This is a genomic window from Cohnella sp. OV330, assembly GCF_900112065.1.
In the GTDB taxonomy this organism is placed as follows: Bacteria; Bacillota; Bacilli; order Paenibacillales; family Paenibacillaceae; genus Cohnella.
Map to the genome: position 1 here is coordinate 536,274 of NZ_FOKE01000003.1, position 19,210 is coordinate 555,483.

The following is a 19,210-nucleotide window of genomic DNA, read 5'->3' on the forward strand; positions in this document are numbered from 1 at the left end:
CTCGCGTTCTTCATGGGTTAGTATCTCTGCTTATACATAAAGTCCTTGACGCTGCCCGAGAAGATCAGCACCACGGTAGTTACGATTGACAACGTCAGCATAATGACGGTTAATACGTTCAATAATAGAGAAGCTTTTGTAGCTATGGATCCTGCAAACAAAGCGTACAATAAATTAAGAATATTGAATGAATTGATTGCGATATATATCCATTTCGCGGCTTGAAAACCGTTATAGATCAATAAGCATAAAATAATCATCATGATGATTCCCAGCAAATTACCCAATATCCCATCCTTGAGACTGACGATGAATATCATCGCAAAGAGGACTATATTGGTTACGATGAGCGATTGGAGAATCCGCTTGCCTGCTTTCTCCTGTTTTTGGATGAGATCCTCATTTTCCATGCCATCCGTCACCTTCCTCCTCTATGTAAAGAATGATCGCTACGAATCATCCCTTACGATCCACAACTTCAAGATCATGAGCACAAGAACGCCGATCAGTAAGGCTTAGCTCACTTATGCTTTTTTGATTGTGTTTTAAATTGTACTATTTTTTCCATGATTTTGTTGCGCGAGCTGGGAGTGAATATAAAAAAACCGACCGGCCTGATGCCGATCGGTTTAATTCCTTTGCGCGATCCTCGCGGGAGAGCAAAGCTGCTTTACTTCAGCTCCAGCTCGACGACCGTCCCGCGCGCATCCGGCAGCGGGTAGGTGTAGTGCTCCGGACGCGCGAAGTTGAAGAAGGCGTCGGATTCGAACAGCGCCGCGTTCCACGGGCGGGATACCGGCAGTTCCGAACCGTCCGCGAGCAGCCGCGCGCGCTTGATGCGTCCGGCGAGCCCGGCCAGGTTGATCGCGCCTACGCTCTCCTCGAAGACATGCGCGTACAGCGTGTTCCCTTTTTGCGTATAACGCCCCCAGTCGGGCTTGGGCAGCTCCGCCTGTCCGCAGCCGTAGATGCTGTCGCCGTTCAGCGCCATCCAGTCGCCCACCTCGGCCAAAATGTCCAGCGACTGCTTGGGGATGCGTCCGCGCGCATCGGGACCTACGTTGAGCAGCAGGTTGCCGTTTTTACTGACGCACTCCACAAGTTTGCGGATGACGATGGTCGGGCTCTTATAGTTGGTGTCCGACGCGACGTATCCCCAGTTGTTGTTCAGCGTCACGCAGGCTTCCCACGGGATCGGCTGGCCGTCTTCGTCGGTCACGCCGGACGGCGGAATGATCTGCTCTGGCGATGCGAAGTCTCCCGCGTACGGCAGCGGCTCCTTCGTATAAATGCTGCCGCCGCCTTCGCCGCCGGCTTCGAGCCGGTTGTCGATGACGATGTGCGGCTGAAGCTCCCGCATCATGGAGATCAGCTCCGAGGCGCGCCATTTCTCGCCCTGCATGACGTCGTAGGAAAAGTCGAACCACATGAGGTCCAGTTTGCCGTAATTCGTCAGCAGCTCGCGCACTTGCCCGTGCATGTAGTCGAGGTAACGGCCGAACGTCGAAGGATCGCGCTTGTACGCCTCGTTGTCGCGCATCGGGTGGTGAAGATCGCCGTAAGCCGGAAAATCTTCGTGATGCCAGTCGATCAGCGAGTAATAGAGCCCGACTTTGAGCCCTTCCGCGCGGAACGCCTCCAGGAACTCCGCCACGAGGTCGCGCCCGGCCTTCGTTTTCGTCGACTTGTAGTCCGTCAGCTTGCTGTCGAACAGGCAGAAGCCGTCATGATGCTTGGCCGTCAGCACCGCGTACTTCATGCCTGTCTGCTTAGCGGCTCGCGCCCAGGCACGCGGGTCGTAGTCTACGGGATCGAACTCGTCGAAATAAGCCTGGTAATCCTCCACCGAAGTGCGTTCCACGTTGCGGACCCACTCGCCGCGCGCCGGAATCGCGTACAGCCCCCAATGAATAAACATCCCGAACCGGTCCTGCAAAAACCAGCGCGTCCTCTCCTGGCGGTCCAGCCATTCCTGATTATGTGCCATCGTCGCGACTTCCTCCGTTATAATAGGGATAGGCTCTCGGCCTTGTCAGCCCAGTGTACCAGCATCGGGCGGGAGGCGGGGAGGGACGGGGTTAAGGCTTGCGGGTATCAGATTAACCTCGTTCGAGAACGCTGCCAATTTACTTGAAAGCGCAGGGGAAAGCGATGGGCGACGGATCGGCCGGAATCAGCGCGCTTGACGATATTCTGCATCAGCTTCGGGTCGACGTGATCGAGGCGCATTATTCGCAGTGCAGTCCGGTGTGGCGGGAGATCGATTATGTGCCTGCCCACAACAAGCTCTATTACATATGCGAAGGCGAGGGCTGGCTGCGCATCGGCGACAAGGAGTTCCGGCCGGAGCCGGGGGAGCTCGTGGTGATGCCGGCCAATGTGCTTCAGTCGTTTTCGGCGATCGAAGGACGCAGGCCGTTTCTAAAATATTGGTGCCACTTCAACGCGGATCTCGGGGATGCGGGGCTGTTTTCGTGGCTTGACGTGCCGTACCGGATGACGGTGGACGCGGGGCGGCGGGAGGAGGTCGGCCGCAAGTTCGAGGCGCTCGTCGCGTGCGCGGCCGAACGGGGGATCGGCGCGAGGCTGCGCGAAAAAGCGTATCTGCTCGAGCTGCTGGCGCCGGTAGTAGAAAAGGCGGCGCTCAGCCGAACAGGCGGAACCGCCGAGGACGCGGAGCGGATCATGCTGATCACGCGGTACGTCGAGACGCATCTGGCGGAAGAGTTGACGCTGGACGGTTTGGCCGATTACCTGCATTTGCACCCCAACTATCTGGTCAAATACTTCAACCAGCGCTTCGGCATGCCGCCGATTAGGTACGTAAACCGCAAGCGCATGGAGCGGGCTCGCCTGCTGCTCCGCACGACGGACCGCAGCATCAAGGAGATTGCCGCGTCCGTCGGCTATCCGGACACGAATCACTTCGCCAAGGCATTCCGCCGCGAGACGAGCGCGAGCCCGTCGGCGTACCGGTCGGGGGGCGGAGGATCAGGCGAAGGGTAACCGGCGGGATCAGGCCGTCGACGCATCAAGCAAGGCATTCGGCCGACGGCTTCGTTGCCGCTACCCGTTCATCCTGTTTCCCCGATCCGAAGCACGATCTTCCCGCTGCCGTGTCCGCCGTCAATCTCGCGGTGCGATAGCTCGGCTTCGCGCAAGGCATAGACGCGCCGAATGCGCACGTCAACTTTCCCTTCTTCATACAGCTTCACCAGTTCCGACAGCCTGGCCGCGCTGCGAGCGCCTTCGAGCGGCGGAATGCCGAGCTCTTTAATCAGCGGACGGGACAGCATGGAGCGGATCCGAGATTTGTCCGCCACGAGCGCCGCGGATACGCGCAGCGCTTCTTCGCTGTCCACGGCCGCGAATGCCGCATCCACGCCCTTTGGCGCGACGGCGCGAACCCGCTCCTCCAATCCTTCGCCGTAAGCGACCGGGATCGCGCCGAGCTCTCGCAGATAAGCATGATTCCGCTCGCTGGCCGTCCCGATGACCGTATCCGCGCCCCAAGCCAACGCCAACTGGACGGCGAACGTCCCCAGTCCGCCGGCGGCGCCGTGGATCAACACGGTGTCGCCCGGCCGGATGCCGATGGCCGACAGCGCCATATGAGCGCCCTGACCGTTGCCGGAGAAGCCGCCGGCCGTCTCCCAAGGCATCGCCGCGGGCTTGCGGACGATCTGATCCGCGCTCGCGACGCGGTATTCCGCATAGCTGCCCAGCGTGCCGAACCCGAGCACGGCGTCGCCGGCCGCGAACGCAGTCACACCTTCTCCGACCTGGTCGACGATGCCGGCGAATTCGTTGCCCGGCACGAACGGCAGGGCGATCGCGGCGCCGGGCGGCGCGTAGCCCTGCCGAATTTTACCGTCGATCGGCATGACCCCGGCCGCCATGACCTTGACGCGGACTTCGCCGGGACCGGCCTGCGGAGCGGCGATCTCGGACAGCTTCAACGCTTCCGGTCCTCCGAACGAATCAATCACGATTGCTTTCATATGCTTCGCCCCCTTCATAACCACATCTTAACGAACAAATTTAATAATCGATAATATATCTTTATCTATGTATTCGATATACTCGAGTATATGGAAGGGGGGCTCTGGATGGAGCTTCTTCAGCTTCAATACTTTCAGAAAGTCGCAAAGCTCGAACATATGACGAAGGCGGCAGAGGAGCTTCGTATCGCGCAGCCTGCGCTTAGCAAGACGATCTCGCGGCTCGAGGCGCACGTCGGCGTGCCTTTGTTCGACCGGCACCGGGGACGGATTCGGCTGAACGATTTCGGCAGGGCCTTTTTGAATAAGGTGGAGCAGGCGATGATATTGCTCGAGGAAGGCCGTACGGAAGTTCGGGAGCTGGCCGGGTTGGAGCAAGGGAGCCTTCATATCGGCACGTCCACGACGGAATTGCTGTCGAAGCCGCTAGGCGCGTTTTTGGCTGAAAATCCCGGGGTGAAGGTGCAGATTACGCAAGCTCGGCCGCATGAGCTTGAAGCGCTTGTCGACGCCGGCAAGGTTGATCTAGGATTCACGGCTTTGCCCGTGCAAAGAGCCGGTCTTCGGCAAGCCGTCGTACTCCAAGAGGAAATCTACCTGCTCGTACCTCCTGCGCACCGGTTCGCGGAACGGGAGAGCATCGACCTGCGCGAAGCGGCGGAAGAGCCATTTATCGGATACAAAGAAAATTTCGGATTCCAAAAATTAAACGATGCCCTGCTCCGCGAAGCAGGCATCGCGCCGCGCTATGTCTGCCGGGTCGACGGACCTCAAGCCGTCGCCAGCCTCGTGCGGGCGGGGCTCGGCATCGCCTTCACCGGCTGCAAGACCGGCAGGGACAAGGGACTGGCACTCGTCCGGATCGAGACGCCTGCGTTTCAGCGCGACTTTCGAATCGTATGGTCGGAAAACCGATTTGTGTCCCAGGCGTCGCGCAACTTTCGAGATTTCGTGGTCCAGTACTTCGCTGGAATCGGCGCGTTCGCGGCAGAATAAAAATGTGTCGCATCGTTATTTGCGCCGCGTAACGTAAAGGAACGTCAGGGCGACCGCTCCCGACGTTCCTTTTTTTATATGCGTCTAACGACTTCGGCTCTCGCCGTCCGGCAGGCGTTCAGATGGCCTTCGAGACGGCCGATCAGGTCGTCGAGCCCGTCCAGCAGCGCCTCCGGATCGACGGTGGTGGCCGTCTGCAGCTCGGACGCCAGCGCGTCCGGCGCCGGCAGCGCCGCGAGCAGGTCGCGCAGCGTGGCCATCGTCCGCGCGCCGGCCGCCGCAGCCGCCATGGCCGCCACGGCCGCGGCCGAATCGGCCTGGCCTAATGCTGCCGCCCCCGGCGGTGCCGACGCCGTCGCAGCTGCGGCTTGCGCGGCTACGCCTTCGGCGGCCGGGCGCGGCTGTGCGACGCTCGCTGCAGCTTCACCCGCGGCTTCCGCCTTTTTCCGCTGCGCCTCTTCGCGCTCCGCTTCCTCGCGTTCGGCCTCGGCCTCCGCCTTTTTCCGCTCCGCGTCCGCCGCGGCGCGGGCCCGCTCCTTGCGGCTCGCCTCGTACGCGGACCAAGTGTCCAAGAGGCCCGGCCCGTCCTTGTACAGCAGCTGGCTCTTCGTGCGCTCCGAGATCGACGCATCCTTGAACAGCTTGGCTATCCGCTTCACGTCGATGACGGGCATCTCGTCCTTCGCCATCGTGAGCGCGAGGGGATCGCGGTACTCCATCGGCAAATCCTTGAGCGGGAGCAACTGATCCTCGGTCAGCGTGCCCTTGCGGATATCGGTGCCGCTGACGACGAGCTTTTTGACCGCGGGCCCGAACTTCAGCAGCTCGCATTTGTTTTTGATATAAGACTCCGGCTTGCCGAGCTTGGCTGCCAGAAACTTTACCGAGCTTGCGAACTTGGGATCGTTCAGCAGCTTGTCGAACGCTTCGCCTTCCTCGATCGGCGTGAAGCCTTCGCGCGTCAAATTTTCGGCGACCTGCTCGAGGTAGATCTCCGTCTCGTCCGTCGCTTCGGACACGATGGCTGGGATCGTCTCGCGGCCGAGCTTCGAGCAGGCGAGGTACCGGCGGTTGCCGTAAATGATCTTGTAGCGGCCGCCCTCGGCCTTGCGCACCTTGATCGGGGACAGCAGGCCGATCTCTCCGATGCTGTTCACGAGCTCCTGCAGCGATTCCTCGCCGAACCGGTAGCGGGGCTGATCCTTGTCTTCGTCGATCAGATTCATGGGCAATTCGATAATTTGCATGCGGCATAATCTCCTGTACGAATAATGGACGCCGCGCGGGCGCCATTTGCTTATCTATCTATTATAGTACAGGTTGTATCGGATAGGAACGCACGCTCCCCATTGTCTGGACGATCAATTCCTTCCTGCGAAAAAAAAGAAGCCGCGAACGCCGAAGCGTCGCGACCTCTCCCAAGTTTGTCCTGCCTTTAAGGTGCAGCGATATGTTCCGCACCTTGCGCGTCAACCGTGAACGTATGGTTGGTCGCGGCTTCTTCAACCTCGCTGTATGCCCAGTGGGAAGCAGGGACGTCCGAGAAGGTGACTGCCGTAGCCCCGTTCAGCGGTCCGCGATCGAACAGACGGTTCAGCACCTTAACGGCTTCCGCACGCGTCAGCTTCTGATCGGGCTTGAACGTCTGGCCGGCGTAGCCCGTCATTATGCCTGCAGCCGAGACGGACGAGATCGCGTCTGCGGCCCAGTGGCCGGCAGTTACGTCGCTGTAGCCTGCGGTGCTTCCCGGAACCGGGGTGATCTGCGCAGCGGTGGGTCCCTTCTGGAGCCAACGCGCGGCACTCGTAGCCATCTGGGCCCGCGTGACGGCGCCTTCCGGATCGAACTTATCCGTCGTGATGCCGTCCATGATGCCCGCTGCCTTGGCTTTGAGAATCTCGGCGAGCGCCCAGTGTCCGGCCTTAACGTCAGAGCCTGCCGTCGTGCCGGTAGTCGCCGTGGTGTCCGGCAGATTGCGCGCGAGCATTGCGGCCATCTGGGCGCGCGTCACAAACGCTTCCGGACGGAAGTCCGTACCGAATCCGTTGATATAAGGCGTATGCGTAGACGGCGTTTCGGTTTGGGTACCGTTCAAGCCGTCCATATAGACGAGCGCGAACGTACTGAATTTCTGAACGGTGAACTGGATGCCCGTCACATTGTTGACCGTGACGACCTTGCCCTGCAGTAGTTCCTTGGTACCGTCGCTGTGTTCGGCATAGATGCCGAGATGGTTCAGAATGCGATTGCGTTCGGTCGCATCGGTCGGCAGGCCGTCCTTCAGCGGCAGGAAGAGAGTTGCTTCCCTGCTTTGCATATTCGTATCGATTTGCATCGGACGACCGTAGATTTTAACGGATTCGTCTTTTACGAATTCCTGAACCGCCTTTTCCTGCTTGGCTCTCGTCTCGATCTGAACGCGTCCGTCCTCCGACTTGACCGGCACGAGGCGGAAGTACAGATCCTGGCCGAAGCCGGATAGGGAAGCCGTCGGGATCGTCACGACGCCGTCGATGGTGGACAGTTCAAGGCTCATCTTCGAATCGCCCAGCTGCGTCAATGCGGTTTGCGGAATGTTTACGGACACTTCCGACACCTTGTCTCCAGCGTCCGGGAGCACGATGCGAACCGTAGTGCCGCTTTGCGCCTTGGCTTTGTCTACGGCTTCCTTGGCAATGTCGGAAGAGAGCGTCACGGTGTCCGTCACTTTGCCGGAAGCATCCGTCGTGCGCGTCACCGGCGTGCGCGCCAGGCCGCTGCCGTTGCTGCCTTGCACGTCGACATACAGCGTTTCTGTGGTATTGTTCGAAGGAACGTACACATATGGCGCATTAAAAGTTACATTGGTCGTTGCGCCGGCCGACATTACGCCGTTTGCCTTGGCGCGGACGAGGACGGCAGCGTTGCCGGAGAAGACCGGCGCTTTTTCAGGGTCGTAGCTCGTCCAGGTCGTTCCGTTGTCGGTTGAGTACTCCATGGTCGCATCCGCGCCGACGAGCTTGTCCGCATTGTCGTCGGCGGTTACGGAAGGCGCAGCCGGCGTGAAAAATTGATCGAAGGCGGACTGGATCGCGGCCAGGTCGGCATAGCCGCCTTCGGGACGCTTTTCGAGCATCCAGTCGCTAAGCGCTTCATAGGTTTCCTGCGGGAAGGAAGGATCGTTGATCTTGGAAAGATCCAGATCCCAATCCTCGATGTCAGGGTTTGCTTGTCGGAGCGCTTCCGCCATCTTTTGAATGCCTTGGAGGAGTTGCAGCGCTGCCGACATTTGCGTCGTCGCCGAAGCGCTGTTTATCGCAGGAAAATTGGCCATCGGCATAAGCAGAATGCTGAAAAGGCCTCCCGCCACGTCTTCGATCTGCTGACCCTCGGGCGCATGATCCAAAGTTGTTAGTGCCAAGTAAATATAATAGGCATAAATCGATTTCTCTAAGGGTGTTAGCGAATGGTAGGCATCGGCCAACTGGATAAACATCTCGGCTCCCTCGACGTCGGGGAACACGGTGTCGAAGTTGGCGACGTGTTCGAATACTGCCTCGATTGCGGCATTGACAGTCGGCAAGCTCCGGTCGTCCAGCAATGCGATCGGGCCGGCCACCAGATCCGAGATGTACTGAACTTGTTCGACGTTCTTATACGTAAAAGGATCGGGCTCTTCGTTACTACCACTGCTGCCGGGGTTTCCGATCTTGACGTTCATGATAGTCTTGGCCCATGACAGCTTAATGGCATCGCTCCAATCATCGAAGCCCTCGGGCAGCTTAAGGCCCAGTTCCGGATTGGTCAGCGCGACCAGCATGCCCGCTTCGTTCTTGGCGGCGATCGCCGCATTAACGGCTCGTAGCGGGAGCATCTCGAAGAAGTCGTCGAATGCAGTCTGGATGGCGGTGAGGTCAGCATAGCCTTCCTGCGGACGCTGATCCAACATCCATTGTGCGAGCTCCATAAATTCTTCTTGTAACTCGGGATCCGCTTCCGGATCAACCATCGCTGCGGCTTTGTTAAAATTAATTCCTAAATCCGCAAGGGGGATGTTCTCATCCTTTTCTCTGACCATGGCGATAAACATCGGAAACTGAACCAACATCCCGATTACACTACCAAGCTGTTCCGCCGACTCAGGCATGTTGAATGCCGGAGATCCCGCAGCTTCAGGGTTTAAGACCAAGAACGTAAGCATAAAGGGCGTGTAGGGTTCTTCTTCACCGCCGCCGCCTCCACCTACGTTGACGCTCTTCGCAGCCAACTGCAGCTGTACGAAAGAATTAAAAAGCTGTCGATCGACCGGCGTCAATCCTTTGATCCAAGTCACGGTCTGTTGAATTTGCTTAGCTTTCGAGGAATTTGGAAATATGTCGTTTATATTCTCCGATAACGCGAGGATCCGGTCGATTTTGCCGTATACGGTCGCCGGTTCCAAATCATCGCGCGAGTCGAATACGGCGTCGAGCAGGTCCAGAACGTACTGGATTTGCGCAACGGTCTCATAGTTTGTGCCTTCAACGTCTGTATTGGGATCGATAAAGTTCTTAATGACCCCATATGCCGTCGCTAAGTCCTCTGGGCTCCATTTGGCGAAGTTGTCTACATCGACGTTTGGATCATCGTCCGGTAGCGTCAGATCGGTCGCATTTGTAAGCGCCGACACTAAACTCGCTACATCGTCTGCGTTATTAACGGCTTCCACAGTGGGGCTCGTAGCGGCCGCGGCGCGTCCCAAGCTGCCCAGCCCGCCTAGCAGTGGTTGCAGCAGTAGCAGGACGGCGAGGAGCCTGGCGACAAATCGAAATTTAGGTCTCATCTCTCAGTTCCCTTCTCAGTTGGAATTTTTAATCTCATAGAACGTTAAACGCTAGAAAAAGTTGTTAAACATATTAATAAACAGAATAATAGAGGAAAATTTTCTCATATTGACAAGGCTGGGCAACAAAAAGGGCTCTGCCCGCAAGCAGAACCCTGAATCTATTCGCTCAGCCCATCTCATCCGGCTTGCTTTTCCCCTGCATCTCCGCGAGCAGCGAATCGAGGCGGTCCAGCCGCGCCTCCCACGACGCACGGAACGCCGAGAGCCATTGATCCATCTCTTGCAGCGGCTCCTCACGCAGCTTGTACATGCGCTTGTTGGCCGCCGGCTGCGACTCGACGAGGCCCGCGTCGCTCAGCACGCGCAGATGCTTGGACGCTTGGGGCTGGCCCATGGCCAGCCGGTCGGCGATGTCTCCTACTGAGAGCGGACCGTCCCGCAGCAGCTCGACCATGCCGAGTCGGTGAGGCTCAGCCAGCGCGCCGAACGTAGCCGTATTCATATGCGAACCTCCTAACTCGTTGCCCTTGCTTCTAGTTGTCCATGACCGATCAACTGCGCATCATCGCGGGCAATACCTCTTGCGCGAGCGTGTCCAGCGCCATCGCCGTCCCCTCGCTCATACCCATCTTAAGCGTCTTCTGAAGTTCCTCTGCCGTAGGCAGGCTGAAGCTTAGGGTGAGCGTCGTCCGTCCATTCCCCGCGTCCGCGAATTCTACCGTAACCTCCTGCTTCGGAATCACATCCGTCGGATTCGCCTCCTCGTCCGCGAAGGTGATGGCGTACGATACGCTCTCCAACGGACGAATCTCCTCATAAATCCCCAGCACCCACTGCGTGGCGCCTTCGGGGGAGCGCATGCAGTAGTGCCATCTTCCGCCCGGCCTGAGGTCGATCCGGCAGACCGGAATCGTATAGGGCTTGGGCGCCCACCACTTCGACAGCAGCTCGGGATTCACGAATGCCTCGTAGACCATCTCCCTCGGCGCCTCGAATACGCGCTCCATGACGAACGTCCGGCCGCTGACGCGCGTGATCGGCTGGTTTGCGTCCTTTTGACTCATGGCTGTTGCCTCCTCTTTCATGATGACCTAAATATATCTAAATGGATATATATCTGTCAAGGTATATTCAGGTCAGCCGATGTATCTTTGTCCCAGTCTCGCATGACTCGGATCGCGCGAAGTCATGACCGGCATGACAAAAGCGATGACGCCTGTTCACTAGTGGGATCTGGCTCAGCGGCTTACGCTAGTTCATAGAATCATGGAGAATACGGAGGAATCGTGATGAGATTCATGCGAATGAAGCATCTGCATCTGATGCTGAGACAGATCGTCGTGGCGGCGCTGCTGGTCGGCATCGCGCTGCCGGGCGGACTGTCGCGGTCTGCGATGGCCGAAGAAACGGCAGGAGAGTCGATTTCCGAAGCGGCATCGACAGAAGCGGGGACGCCGCCCGAAGACGTAAGAAATCTGGACTGGAGCCTGATCGACTACAACCGCGTGCAGCTGCAGTGGGAGAAGCCCCTGCTGCCCGACGGTACAGGCGAAGACCCTGATATCGAGAAATACGAGGTCTACGAGCGGGGATCCAATACGGTGATCGCGGAAACGCAGGAAACGCATGCCGTCATCGGCGACCTGGCGCCCAAGCGGTTGTACAGATTCATCGTCAAGGCCGTGAATAGAGAGGGAGAGCGCTCTTCGGGCGAAGAAACGATTCCGGGCACGTCTCCGCAATACTCGGCCGAATTGGCGTCAGCCTCCATCGGGGGCGAGGATGACCGCATGATGGACTTAAGCGCGGATGGTTCGACGCTTCTGCTCGCCAAAGGCCATGGGTCCTCCATCTATGAATTCAAGACGGCGACAGGCGTTCTGCGCACCCTTCCCTTGACGGAAGACGCCGGCCCGCTGAACGAATCGATCAGCGGGCTGTCAGTCAGTGGCGACGGTTCGGCGATAGCGTTTGCCACGGCTGCCGGCAATCTGAAGGGGATTCCGCAAGCAAGCGGCGAGAAAACCGTATACGTGTACGACGTCGGCAACGATCTTCTGCAAGCCGTCAGCCCGCCGGGAGCGAGAAGCGCCGATCCTTCAATCAGCGGCGACGGCAATCGGATCGTTTACGTAGAAGACGATCAAATCTATCTTTACGAAAGGCAGTCGAACAGCCGTTTTCTCGTGAGCGCCAATTCGGAGGGACAGCCGAGCGACGACTTCAACTACCGCCCCGTGATCAGCGCCGACGGCAAGTATATTGCCTATTACTCCACGGCCTCGGATCTCGCAGGCGTTCCGGCGGGTAGTCCGACGCAGTCCCTGATCGTATACGACGCCGAGACGCGTGCCGTGGACAGCTACTCGCAAGAGGCTAGTACCTATAATACGATCGCGATCAGCGATGACGGCTCCAAGATTGCCTTCACGGCAAGATACTTGGGATTCGCGAAGCCCCACGTATTCGACAGAGTCACAGGCCAGACCAAATACTTGAACGAGGATCGTCCCGCGGCGGAAGATAAAAACAAATCCTATTCGAACATCTCCATTAGCGGAGACGGCCGAACGGTCGTGGCCGATCTCACTCACCACGACCCGGCTGCCGGCCAGGCCAGCGCTTTCGGCGAGCGTTTCGACTTGACCGAGGGCCAGAACGGAGAGATCGTCGTCGCACAGGCTTCGCAAACGTTCAATCCCGCGTATACGACCGCAAATAATACGCCTGATCATGACGGTAAGCGGCTATATTTGCTACACGTTGCAAAGCTTTATGTAGAGTGCAGCGAGGCATGCGGTTCCGGCGGGCCTGGCGGAGCCATACAGGCCATGTCTTGGAGCGTGCCGGGCGACGCCTGGGCAGGCGGCGAACTGAAGACGGGAACGACTTTGAGTCTGCAGGCGTCCGGTCAATCGGGGCTGCAGGCCGAGGCGGTTGTCGACTACAGCGCGCTGACCGAGTCGGGAACGCACGAGAAGAAGCAGGCAGTCGTGCAGCTGACCGAGGATGCGCAGGCGCCGGGCGTCTACCGCGGTCAATGGCAGCCGCCGGCTGAAACGAGCGCCGTCGACAAGCTGTCCGCCAGGGAGAAGGACGCGGGCGAAGCTGTCTCCGCGCCCGGGATGCCAATCCGGATCGCGGGCACGCTTCGCATATCGCTATCCGGACCGACGGAGTCGCTCCCTGAAGTCATGACGCTGACGGCGACGCACGAGGGCAAAGCGGCCGTATCGAAAACGATCCAAAAAGGCGCGGGAACGTACGACCTCCCGCTCGCGGCGGGCGCGGCGTACGCCGTCAAGCTGACCGCGAAGCCCGAGGAAGGCGCCGAGACGGAGCTCGCAGCGGCATCGGGCGTTCAGGTGACGGGCGGCGCCGTCACGCCGCTCACGTTGACGCCGGCGCTGACGGCCGGCCTGCAGGTCAAGGTCGAGGTATTCGGCGAGCCGGCGGAGGCGCTCAAGGTCGTGTTCAAGCGGGACGGCAGCGACGAGACGGTCGCCGAGGTGAAGCCGGACGCAAACGGGATCGCGGCGCTCCCCGGCAGCCATCCGGCAGGCGAAGCGTTCAAGGTGTCGGTCGCGGTTCCGCCCGGGTATGTCGCCGACGCGGAGAAAAAAATCGTACTTCAGCTCGGTACGAACACGCTCCGGTTCAACGTGAAACAAGCGGGCGCGGCGGTGCGCGATCTATTCATGACCTACGCGAAAAAGATTCCGGCAGGAACGTTAGATCCGCTGCCCGTGCAGGACAGCGATGCGACGCTCGTCGTGCAATCGGACGCCGGCCAGCAATTAGCCGCGGACGTCAGCTACTGGTTCTGGGAGAGCCAGGACGACGCGGAACCGGTCAAGCGGACGGCGCGCGTCTCGCTCGCCGAACTGGGAGAGGGCAGATACGAGGGGAACTTCCGGATCGCGGCCGGCATGTCCAGAATTGAATCGGCACGCGTCATTTATAACGGCCAGGCGGTCGACCGGGACTATGCGATCGGGAAAAATATTGCCGGCCGGATGATCCTCCGGATTCCGGAGCCCGCGGAACCGCTGGAGGACTGGGAGGCGGCCGCTGCGGGCAGCACCCTGCGGGTCGCCTACTTCAAGGACAGATATACGAATTATTCCGGGGGCGGCAACTTGGAGGAAGGGCTGGAGATGACGGTCGACGTGCCGTATCCCGGCGTGGAGTATGCGGCGACGCTGTGGCCCAAGTCCGGATCGCCGCTCTCCTACCTGCAATTCGCGGCCATGCAGACAGGCTATGGACGCAGCGACGTGATAGAGATTCCTGCGGCCTACCATATCGCGCTGGCAGCTTCTCTACGTTTCGAAGACGGCGCGGAGGGCTCGGCAAAATATTGGTTGACGAACCCGGACGGCGCGGTCGTCGCTGAAGGAACCGCATGGATAGGCCGGGATAGCACGCTTAAGCTCCCGCTGAAGCTGTCCTCGGGAGGGACGTACCGGCTGAAGCTGGTGCCGAACGATCCGGCTTATTTGCCTGAGGAGCAGCCGATCCTCATCGACCGCTTCGACGTCCATGCGAGCGTAACCTTGCATCCGAAGCCGCTCGGGAAGCTCGAAGGCGTCGTGAAGGGCAAGGACGGCAAGGCAGCGTCCGACGCCCAGATCGTAGCCGAGCTGCTGGACGACGGCAAGAGCAAGCTTTACTATACGAAAACGAATGCTTCGGGCGCGTATTCGCTGCAACTGCCGCAAGGTCAGGTTCTGATTCGCGCGATCGCGACATCGTCCGTTCAGGGCTATCAGAGCCAGCAGGAGTCCGTTCGGTTGGCGGCGGGCCAGACAGCGCAGCAAGCGCTTCGGATCCTGGATTACGCCGATGTGGGCGTAAAGCTGTACACGCTGCAGCCGGGCGGCACCTGGCAGGGGCCGATACCGATCGACGGGATCGTCGCAGGCTCTTACAAGTTAAGTTCCGATCGCATCATTCAATCGCTGCAGTCCCGCTTGCTCCTGCGCGCTCTGCCCGGAGAGACGGTCCAGATCTGCGCGGATGGCCGGGATCTAAGCCTGTCCGCCGAATGCAAGTCGGTCGCGATCGGCGAAGACGGCAAGGCCGAAGTCGAGCTCCGTCTTAAAAACGAATCATCCAAAGCCGCGATCCGGCTGCTCGGCACGGACGGACAGCCGCTGACCAGCGCCTACGTCGAGCTCTTCGACGGCGAGGGAGAATATGTACCCAACATAAACTACAATCTCAAGTCCGGTGAAGAGCGCGGCATCCTGAGTTTGCAGGGCTCGGGCAGCTATAAGGCGACCTTCTACGCGAACGGCGGCTTTGCGGAGATTGCGTTCAGTACCTCGCAAGGAGAGACGACCGACCTGGGCGTAGTCGCGCTGCAGCCTTTCGGCGCGTTTGCGAGCGGCAAAGTCAAGCAGGCGGTGACCGTTTCCGATACGAAGGTGGCGCCTGACAGCACGACGACGCTGCGCGTCCTCTATCAGAATTACTACGCGCCGACGGTCGCCGCGGAGAATGCAGAGATTGTCGTCGCGCTGCCGGCGGGCGCGGAGCCTGTCGAAGGCACGGCCGTCGTTGCCGGCAAGGCGGCGTCCTACAGACTGGACGGCCGGAAACTGACCCTGCCGGTCGGCACGGTAGCAGACGACAAGCAGCAGAGCGCGCAAATCAAGCTGCGGTTCGACGAAACGGTGGGCGACGAGCCCGCGATTCAGGCTTCGATCCGATACAAGATGAAGGGCGAGCAGTCAAGCGAACTTCTGGGAATGATCTTGCTGTCCAAAGTGCGCGTCTCGCTCAGGGCGCCGGCGCTGACGGTCAAGCGCCAGCTGTCGCTCGGCGGTTCGGCGCCTCCGGGAGCCGCTGTAACGATTTACGACGGCCGGAACCCGATCGGCACCGCCACGGCCAATAAAGACGGTATATGGTGGGCTGACTCGACGCTGACCGGGAGTGACGGCGTCTATATGGAGCATAGACTAAGCGTTGAGGCCGTCGATGGTGCAGGGGCGCGAGTCTCCGGCGAAGAAGCCGTCGTCGTCTACGATCCGAACGATCCAGGTCTGGTATCGATGACGATTTTGTCGAACCACAAGGAAGTAACCTTTAACGTTGAAGGCGGCGTCGCGGTATTTCCGCTCTCCGTCGTTACCAACGCGCCGATCGCTTACCGCCTGAACTTCAGGGATCCGGAGCGGGTGTACGACGTTCGCGTGCAGAACGGAGATACGCTGTCGCAGGCGGCGAAAGGGGACGACGGCGTATACCGGGGCGTGATGCCCTTCTCGAAGAGCTTCGGTCAAGTGTGGATCGACTACCGGACGAAGGCAGATTCCGCCGAGCTGGCCGCCCGGCCGGCGATCGCCGAGGAAGAGCTTCGGAGCTCGCTGCCGGCGGCGCTAAGGGAATTCGCCATGCCGCAAGTGACCAATGCGGGAGAAGAGACGCCCGGCGGCGAGCGACTGCCGGAAGGCGCATTCGAAGCCGAGGTCGAGCTGGCGGAGGGCGTCACATCCACGATTCGGGGAACGTTCGAATCGGTCGCCTATACGGCAAGCGACAAGGATTTAGCGTGGCAGTCAAGCACCGGTCTTCCCGTTTACAGGTTCAAGGAAAGCCACAGCGAGACCAAGGACGGCTCGCTGCAGACCTCAATCAGCTTTGTTATTCCATCGTCCGCTTCGGCTTCGGCCCGCGGCATTCAGGGCGCCTCGGTCGGCGGCATCGCGATCACGCTGAGCGGGTTGATCAAGTTCGGGGAAGCGGGTTTTAAGGGTTGGTCGGCGGCCAAAGCGGGGCAGGATACGCTGGCGAACTACCGGCGCGCCCAAGATCTGCTGAAGGCGGCCGAGGCGATATGCGAGCCCGAGGCCAGAGAATATTACACGGGATTTGCGAAAGAAGTGGTCTTCGAGGTTAACGCCCACTATACGGTGTCCAACATGCTGAAGGTCATCAAAAACTTCGGCAAGATCGATAAAGGACCCGGCGTGCTTTTCAGCGCCGCGAGCGAGTATGCTTCCATGACGTTCAAGGAAGTCGAAAACAACGATATGGACGAACTCGAAGAACATATTAAAAAGTATACGTGCAAGCTGAAGCCTTATCCGCCGACGGATCGCAAGGACTCGCCGGCCGCATCGCCCAAGTACATCTGGGATCCGAGCGGATACGTGTACGAAGGCATGCCGTCCAATCGCGTAGAAGGAGCGACCGCTACGGTCATGGAGCTGGTCGGCGACGTCTGGACCGTATGGGACAGCGAATGGTACGGACAAGAGAATCCGCAGTCGACCGACCGGGAAGGCCGGTACGGATGGGACGTACCTGAGGGCAAGTGGAAGGTTCGCTACGAGAAGGATGGCTTCGAGACGGCGTACAGCGATGCGCTGGACGTACCGCCGCCGCAGCTCGAGGTCAATGTGCCGATCGCCTCGTATGCGGCGCCGGAGGTTCAGTCGGTTCGTCCGTCGCCGGGCGGCACGGGCGTGACCGTATACTTCACGAAGCCGGTGAACGTCGAGACGCTAAGTGATGCGTTCGAGCTGAAGGATTCGGCGGCGACGAGCGTCGAGGGAACGGTCGAAGCCAAGGATATGTATACGGACAAGGACGGACTGTCGCTCGCGATGGCGGCCGAATTCGTTCCCGCGTCCCCGCTGCGGATCGGCGACAGCTATACCTTGACGGTGCGCGGCACGGTACAGAGCTATGCGCGTGTCCCGATGGGCGAAGAGGCGACGGCGACGTTTGTGGTGGAAGCCGCCGACACGACGCCGCCGGCAGAAGTCTCGGAGCTCGCTGGCGGAATGACGGACGAAGGCGCCATACTGACGTGGCGCGACCCGTCCGACAAGGATATCGCCGCCGTGCGGATTTACTGGAAAAAAGCGTCGGATGCATCGTTCGGCGAACCCGTCACCGTACCGGCCGGCACGATGTGGGGAGCCGTCTCCGGTTTGGATGCGTCTTCCGCCTATGAATTCAAGGCCGCTGCTGTAGATGAAGCAGGCAATGAAGCGCGCGGCGTCGCATTTGATTGGACGCCGCAGCGCGGCGCGGACGTCACGGCGCCCATGCCGATCTCTGCACTGGATGCAAAGACGCAAGGGGACAGTGCGATCCGGATGACTTGGACAGATTCGTCTTCCGTCGATCTGGCGAAGCTCCGTATCGAATGGCGAATCTCCGGTTCAGAAGACAAATACGCGACGGCCGAGGCGGAGAAAGGCAAAGGCGAGTTTACGGCCAACGGCCTGAAGCCGCTCACCGAATACGAGCTCCGCGTATTCGCGGTCGATGATTCGGGGAATGAATCCAAGCCCGTCGGCGTGTCGGCCTCGACCGGCGCGTCCGGGCAAAGCGGAGGACCGAACGGTTCGGGCGGAGACGGTCAGACGGATCCGAACGTGGAAAGCGCCGATCTGGCGGAAACGGGCGCAAGCCTGAGCTTCTTTGGCGGAAAGCTCAAGCTTCAGCTGCCGGGCAGCGGCGGAGCGGCGGGCTCGGCCAAGAAAGTGACCGTTTCGAAGGCTCCGAATTCGCAGGCTCCGGCGGATACGCACCTGCGTCCGGTGTCGGAGATCTATAGCTGGAAGCTCGACACGGACGGCAAGCCTTCGGCCGCAGTCAAGCTGACGATCGCATACGATGCGGCGAAGCTGGCGGGCGGCGATATTCGAAAGCTGGGGCTGTACCGTCAAGATACCGCCGACAAGACGAGGTGGATCTATGCCGGCGGCATCGTGGACGGCGTCGCCGGCACGGTTGAGGCGGAAGTGACGGAGCCCGGCGCTTATGCGGTGCTCATCGCCGAGTATACGTTCGGCGACCTGGCCAATCACTGGAGCCGCGGCGATGTCGAGGTGCTGGCGGCGCGCGGGATCGTGACCGGCGATCCGGACGGCTCGTTCCGTCCGAACGGGAAGGTGACGCGGGCCGAGTTCGTGAAGCTGCTGCTGCCGCTGTTCGCAGGCTCCGGCGCAGGAGCAGACCGCGCATCCTCCGCACCGCTTACCGACGTGCCGCAGGACGCCTGGTACGCTGAAGCCGTGGAGAAAGCGGCAGCTGCAGGCATCGTGCAGGGCGCGGGCGGAAAGTTCAGGCCTACCGATCCGGTCACGCGCGAGGAGATGGCCGTCATGTTGTATCGGGCGCTCGGGATCGTTACGGACGATCTGGATCCCGAGAAGCTGCTGGGCGTGTTTGCCGACCGCACCAAGGTTTCGGGCTGGGCGAGGATGCAGGTTGCCTATGCTGTCAAGGCCGGGCTGCTCAAGGGCAGCGGAGGCAGGCTGAATCCGGGTGCGACCGCCACGCGGGCCGAGGCCGCCACAGTCCTGCTCCGGGTGCTGGAGGCGCAAGATAAGGTTACGAAAAAATAAGCGTACGAGATAACGGGATCTAGAGTTGCCCCTGAAGT

10 protein-coding genes are annotated in these 19,210 nt (G+C 60.1%); 3 read left to right on the top strand and 7 right to left on the bottom strand.

What is annotated here, in order from left to right; genetic code table 11:
* Positions 1-17: 17 nt before the first annotated feature.
* Together BM235_RS09375 and BM235_RS09380 are read right to left on the bottom strand one after the other, a co-directional pair.
* Positions 18-422, bottom strand: a complete 405-nt coding sequence (locus BM235_RS09375; protein WP_143106657.1) for a hypothetical protein — start codon at positions 420-422, stop codon at positions 18-20.
* 248 nt (positions 423-670) lie between these two features.
* On the bottom strand, positions 671-1,987 hold the full coding sequence (locus BM235_RS09380; RefSeq protein ID WP_090111958.1) for an alpha-L-fucosidase: 1,317 nt from the start codon (positions 1,985-1,987) through the stop codon (positions 671-673).
* Positions 1,988-2,151: 164 nt separating this feature from the next.
* Between BM235_RS09380 and BM235_RS09385 the strand changes: the two genes are divergently transcribed.
* Positions 2,152-3,006 (top strand): AraC family transcriptional regulator, encoded by an 855-nt coding sequence (locus BM235_RS09385; protein ID WP_090111960.1) that lies wholly within the window; start codon positions 2,152-2,154, stop codon positions 3,004-3,006.
* Positions 3,007-3,074: 68 nt separating this feature from the next.
* Here BM235_RS09385 and BM235_RS09390 read toward each other — a convergent pair whose 3' ends face one another.
* The gene (locus BM235_RS09390; RefSeq protein ID WP_090111962.1) at positions 3,075-4,001 is read right to left on the bottom strand and encodes an NADP-dependent oxidoreductase; all 927 of its coding nucleotides are present in this window, start codon (positions 3,999-4,001) and stop codon (positions 3,075-3,077) included.
* A 108-nt stretch (positions 4,002-4,109) separates the two neighbouring features.
* On the opposite strand from BM235_RS09390, the gene BM235_RS09395 reads away from it, so the two are divergent.
* Complete coding sequence (locus BM235_RS09395; protein WP_090111964.1) at positions 4,110-4,997, top strand: LysR family transcriptional regulator; 888 nt, start codon at positions 4,110-4,112, stop codon at positions 4,995-4,997.
* Positions 4,998-5,071: 74 nt separating this feature from the next.
* Here the strand turns inward: BM235_RS09395 and BM235_RS09400 are convergent, their stop codons facing one another.
* The 4 genes from BM235_RS09400 to BM235_RS09415 form a co-directional block, all read right to left on the bottom strand.
* Complete coding sequence (locus BM235_RS09400; protein WP_090111966.1) at positions 5,072-6,244, bottom strand: ParB/RepB/Spo0J family partition protein; 1,173 nt, start codon at positions 6,242-6,244, stop codon at positions 5,072-5,074.
* A 188-nt stretch (positions 6,245-6,432) separates the two neighbouring features.
* Positions 6,433-8,925 carry a DUF4073 domain-containing protein gene (locus tag BM235_RS09405; RefSeq protein ID WP_158543711.1) on the bottom strand — a complete coding sequence of 831 codons (2,493 nt, stop codon included), beginning with the start codon at positions 8,923-8,925 and terminating at the stop codon, positions 6,433-6,435.
* A gap of 1,042 nt (positions 8,926-9,967) precedes the next feature.
* Positions 9,968-10,303 carry an ArsR/SmtB family transcription factor gene (locus tag BM235_RS09410; RefSeq protein ID WP_090111970.1) on the bottom strand — a complete coding sequence of 112 codons (336 nt, stop codon included), beginning with the start codon at positions 10,301-10,303 and terminating at the stop codon, positions 9,968-9,970.
* A 49-nt stretch (positions 10,304-10,352) separates the two neighbouring features.
* A complete protein-coding gene (locus tag BM235_RS09415; protein ID WP_158543712.1) occupies positions 10,353-10,865 on the bottom strand; it encodes an SRPBCC family protein in 513 nt (170 codons plus the stop codon).
* Between the two features lie 225 nt (positions 10,866-11,090).
* Between BM235_RS09415 and BM235_RS09420 the strand changes: the two genes are divergently transcribed.
* Positions 11,091-19,172, top strand: coding sequence for an S-layer homology domain-containing protein (locus BM235_RS09420; RefSeq protein WP_090111974.1), 8,082 nt, complete (start codon positions 11,091-11,093; stop codon positions 19,170-19,172).
* Positions 19,173-19,210: the final 38 nt, after the last annotated feature.

What these genes read in the sequence shown, in the direction of transcription:
- BM235_RS09395 (WP_090111964.1), top strand. Translation starts at nt 4,110, where the DNA reads ATGGAGCTTCTTCAGCTTCAATACTTTCAGAAAGTCGCAAAGCTCGAA.
- BM235_RS09415 (WP_158543712.1), bottom strand. Translation starts at nt 10,865, where the DNA reads ATGAGTCAAAAGGACGCAAACCAGCCGATCACGCGCGTCAGCGGCCGG.
- BM235_RS09420 (WP_090111974.1), top strand. Translation starts at nt 11,091, where the DNA reads ATGAGATTCATGCGAATGAAGCATCTGCATCTGATGCTGAGACAGATC.
- BM235_RS09380 (WP_090111958.1), bottom strand. Translation starts at nt 1,987, where the DNA reads ATGGCACATAATCAGGAATGGCTGGACCGCCAGGAGAGGACGCGCTGG.
- BM235_RS09400 (WP_090111966.1), bottom strand. Translation starts at nt 6,244, where the DNA reads ATGCAAATTATCGAATTGCCCATGAATCTGATCGACGAAGACAAGGAT.
- BM235_RS09405 (WP_158543711.1), bottom strand. Translation starts at nt 8,925, where the DNA reads ATGTTGGATCAGCGTCCGCAGGAAGGCTATGCTGACCTCACCGCCATC.
- BM235_RS09410 (WP_090111970.1), bottom strand. Translation starts at nt 10,303, where the DNA reads ATGAATACGGCTACGTTCGGCGCGCTGGCTGAGCCTCACCGACTCGGC.
- BM235_RS09390 (WP_090111962.1), bottom strand. Translation starts at nt 4,001, where the DNA reads ATGAAAGCAATCGTGATTGATTCGTTCGGAGGACCGGAAGCGTTGAAG.
- BM235_RS09385 (WP_090111960.1), top strand. Translation starts at nt 2,152, where the DNA reads ATGGGCGACGGATCGGCCGGAATCAGCGCGCTTGACGATATTCTGCAT.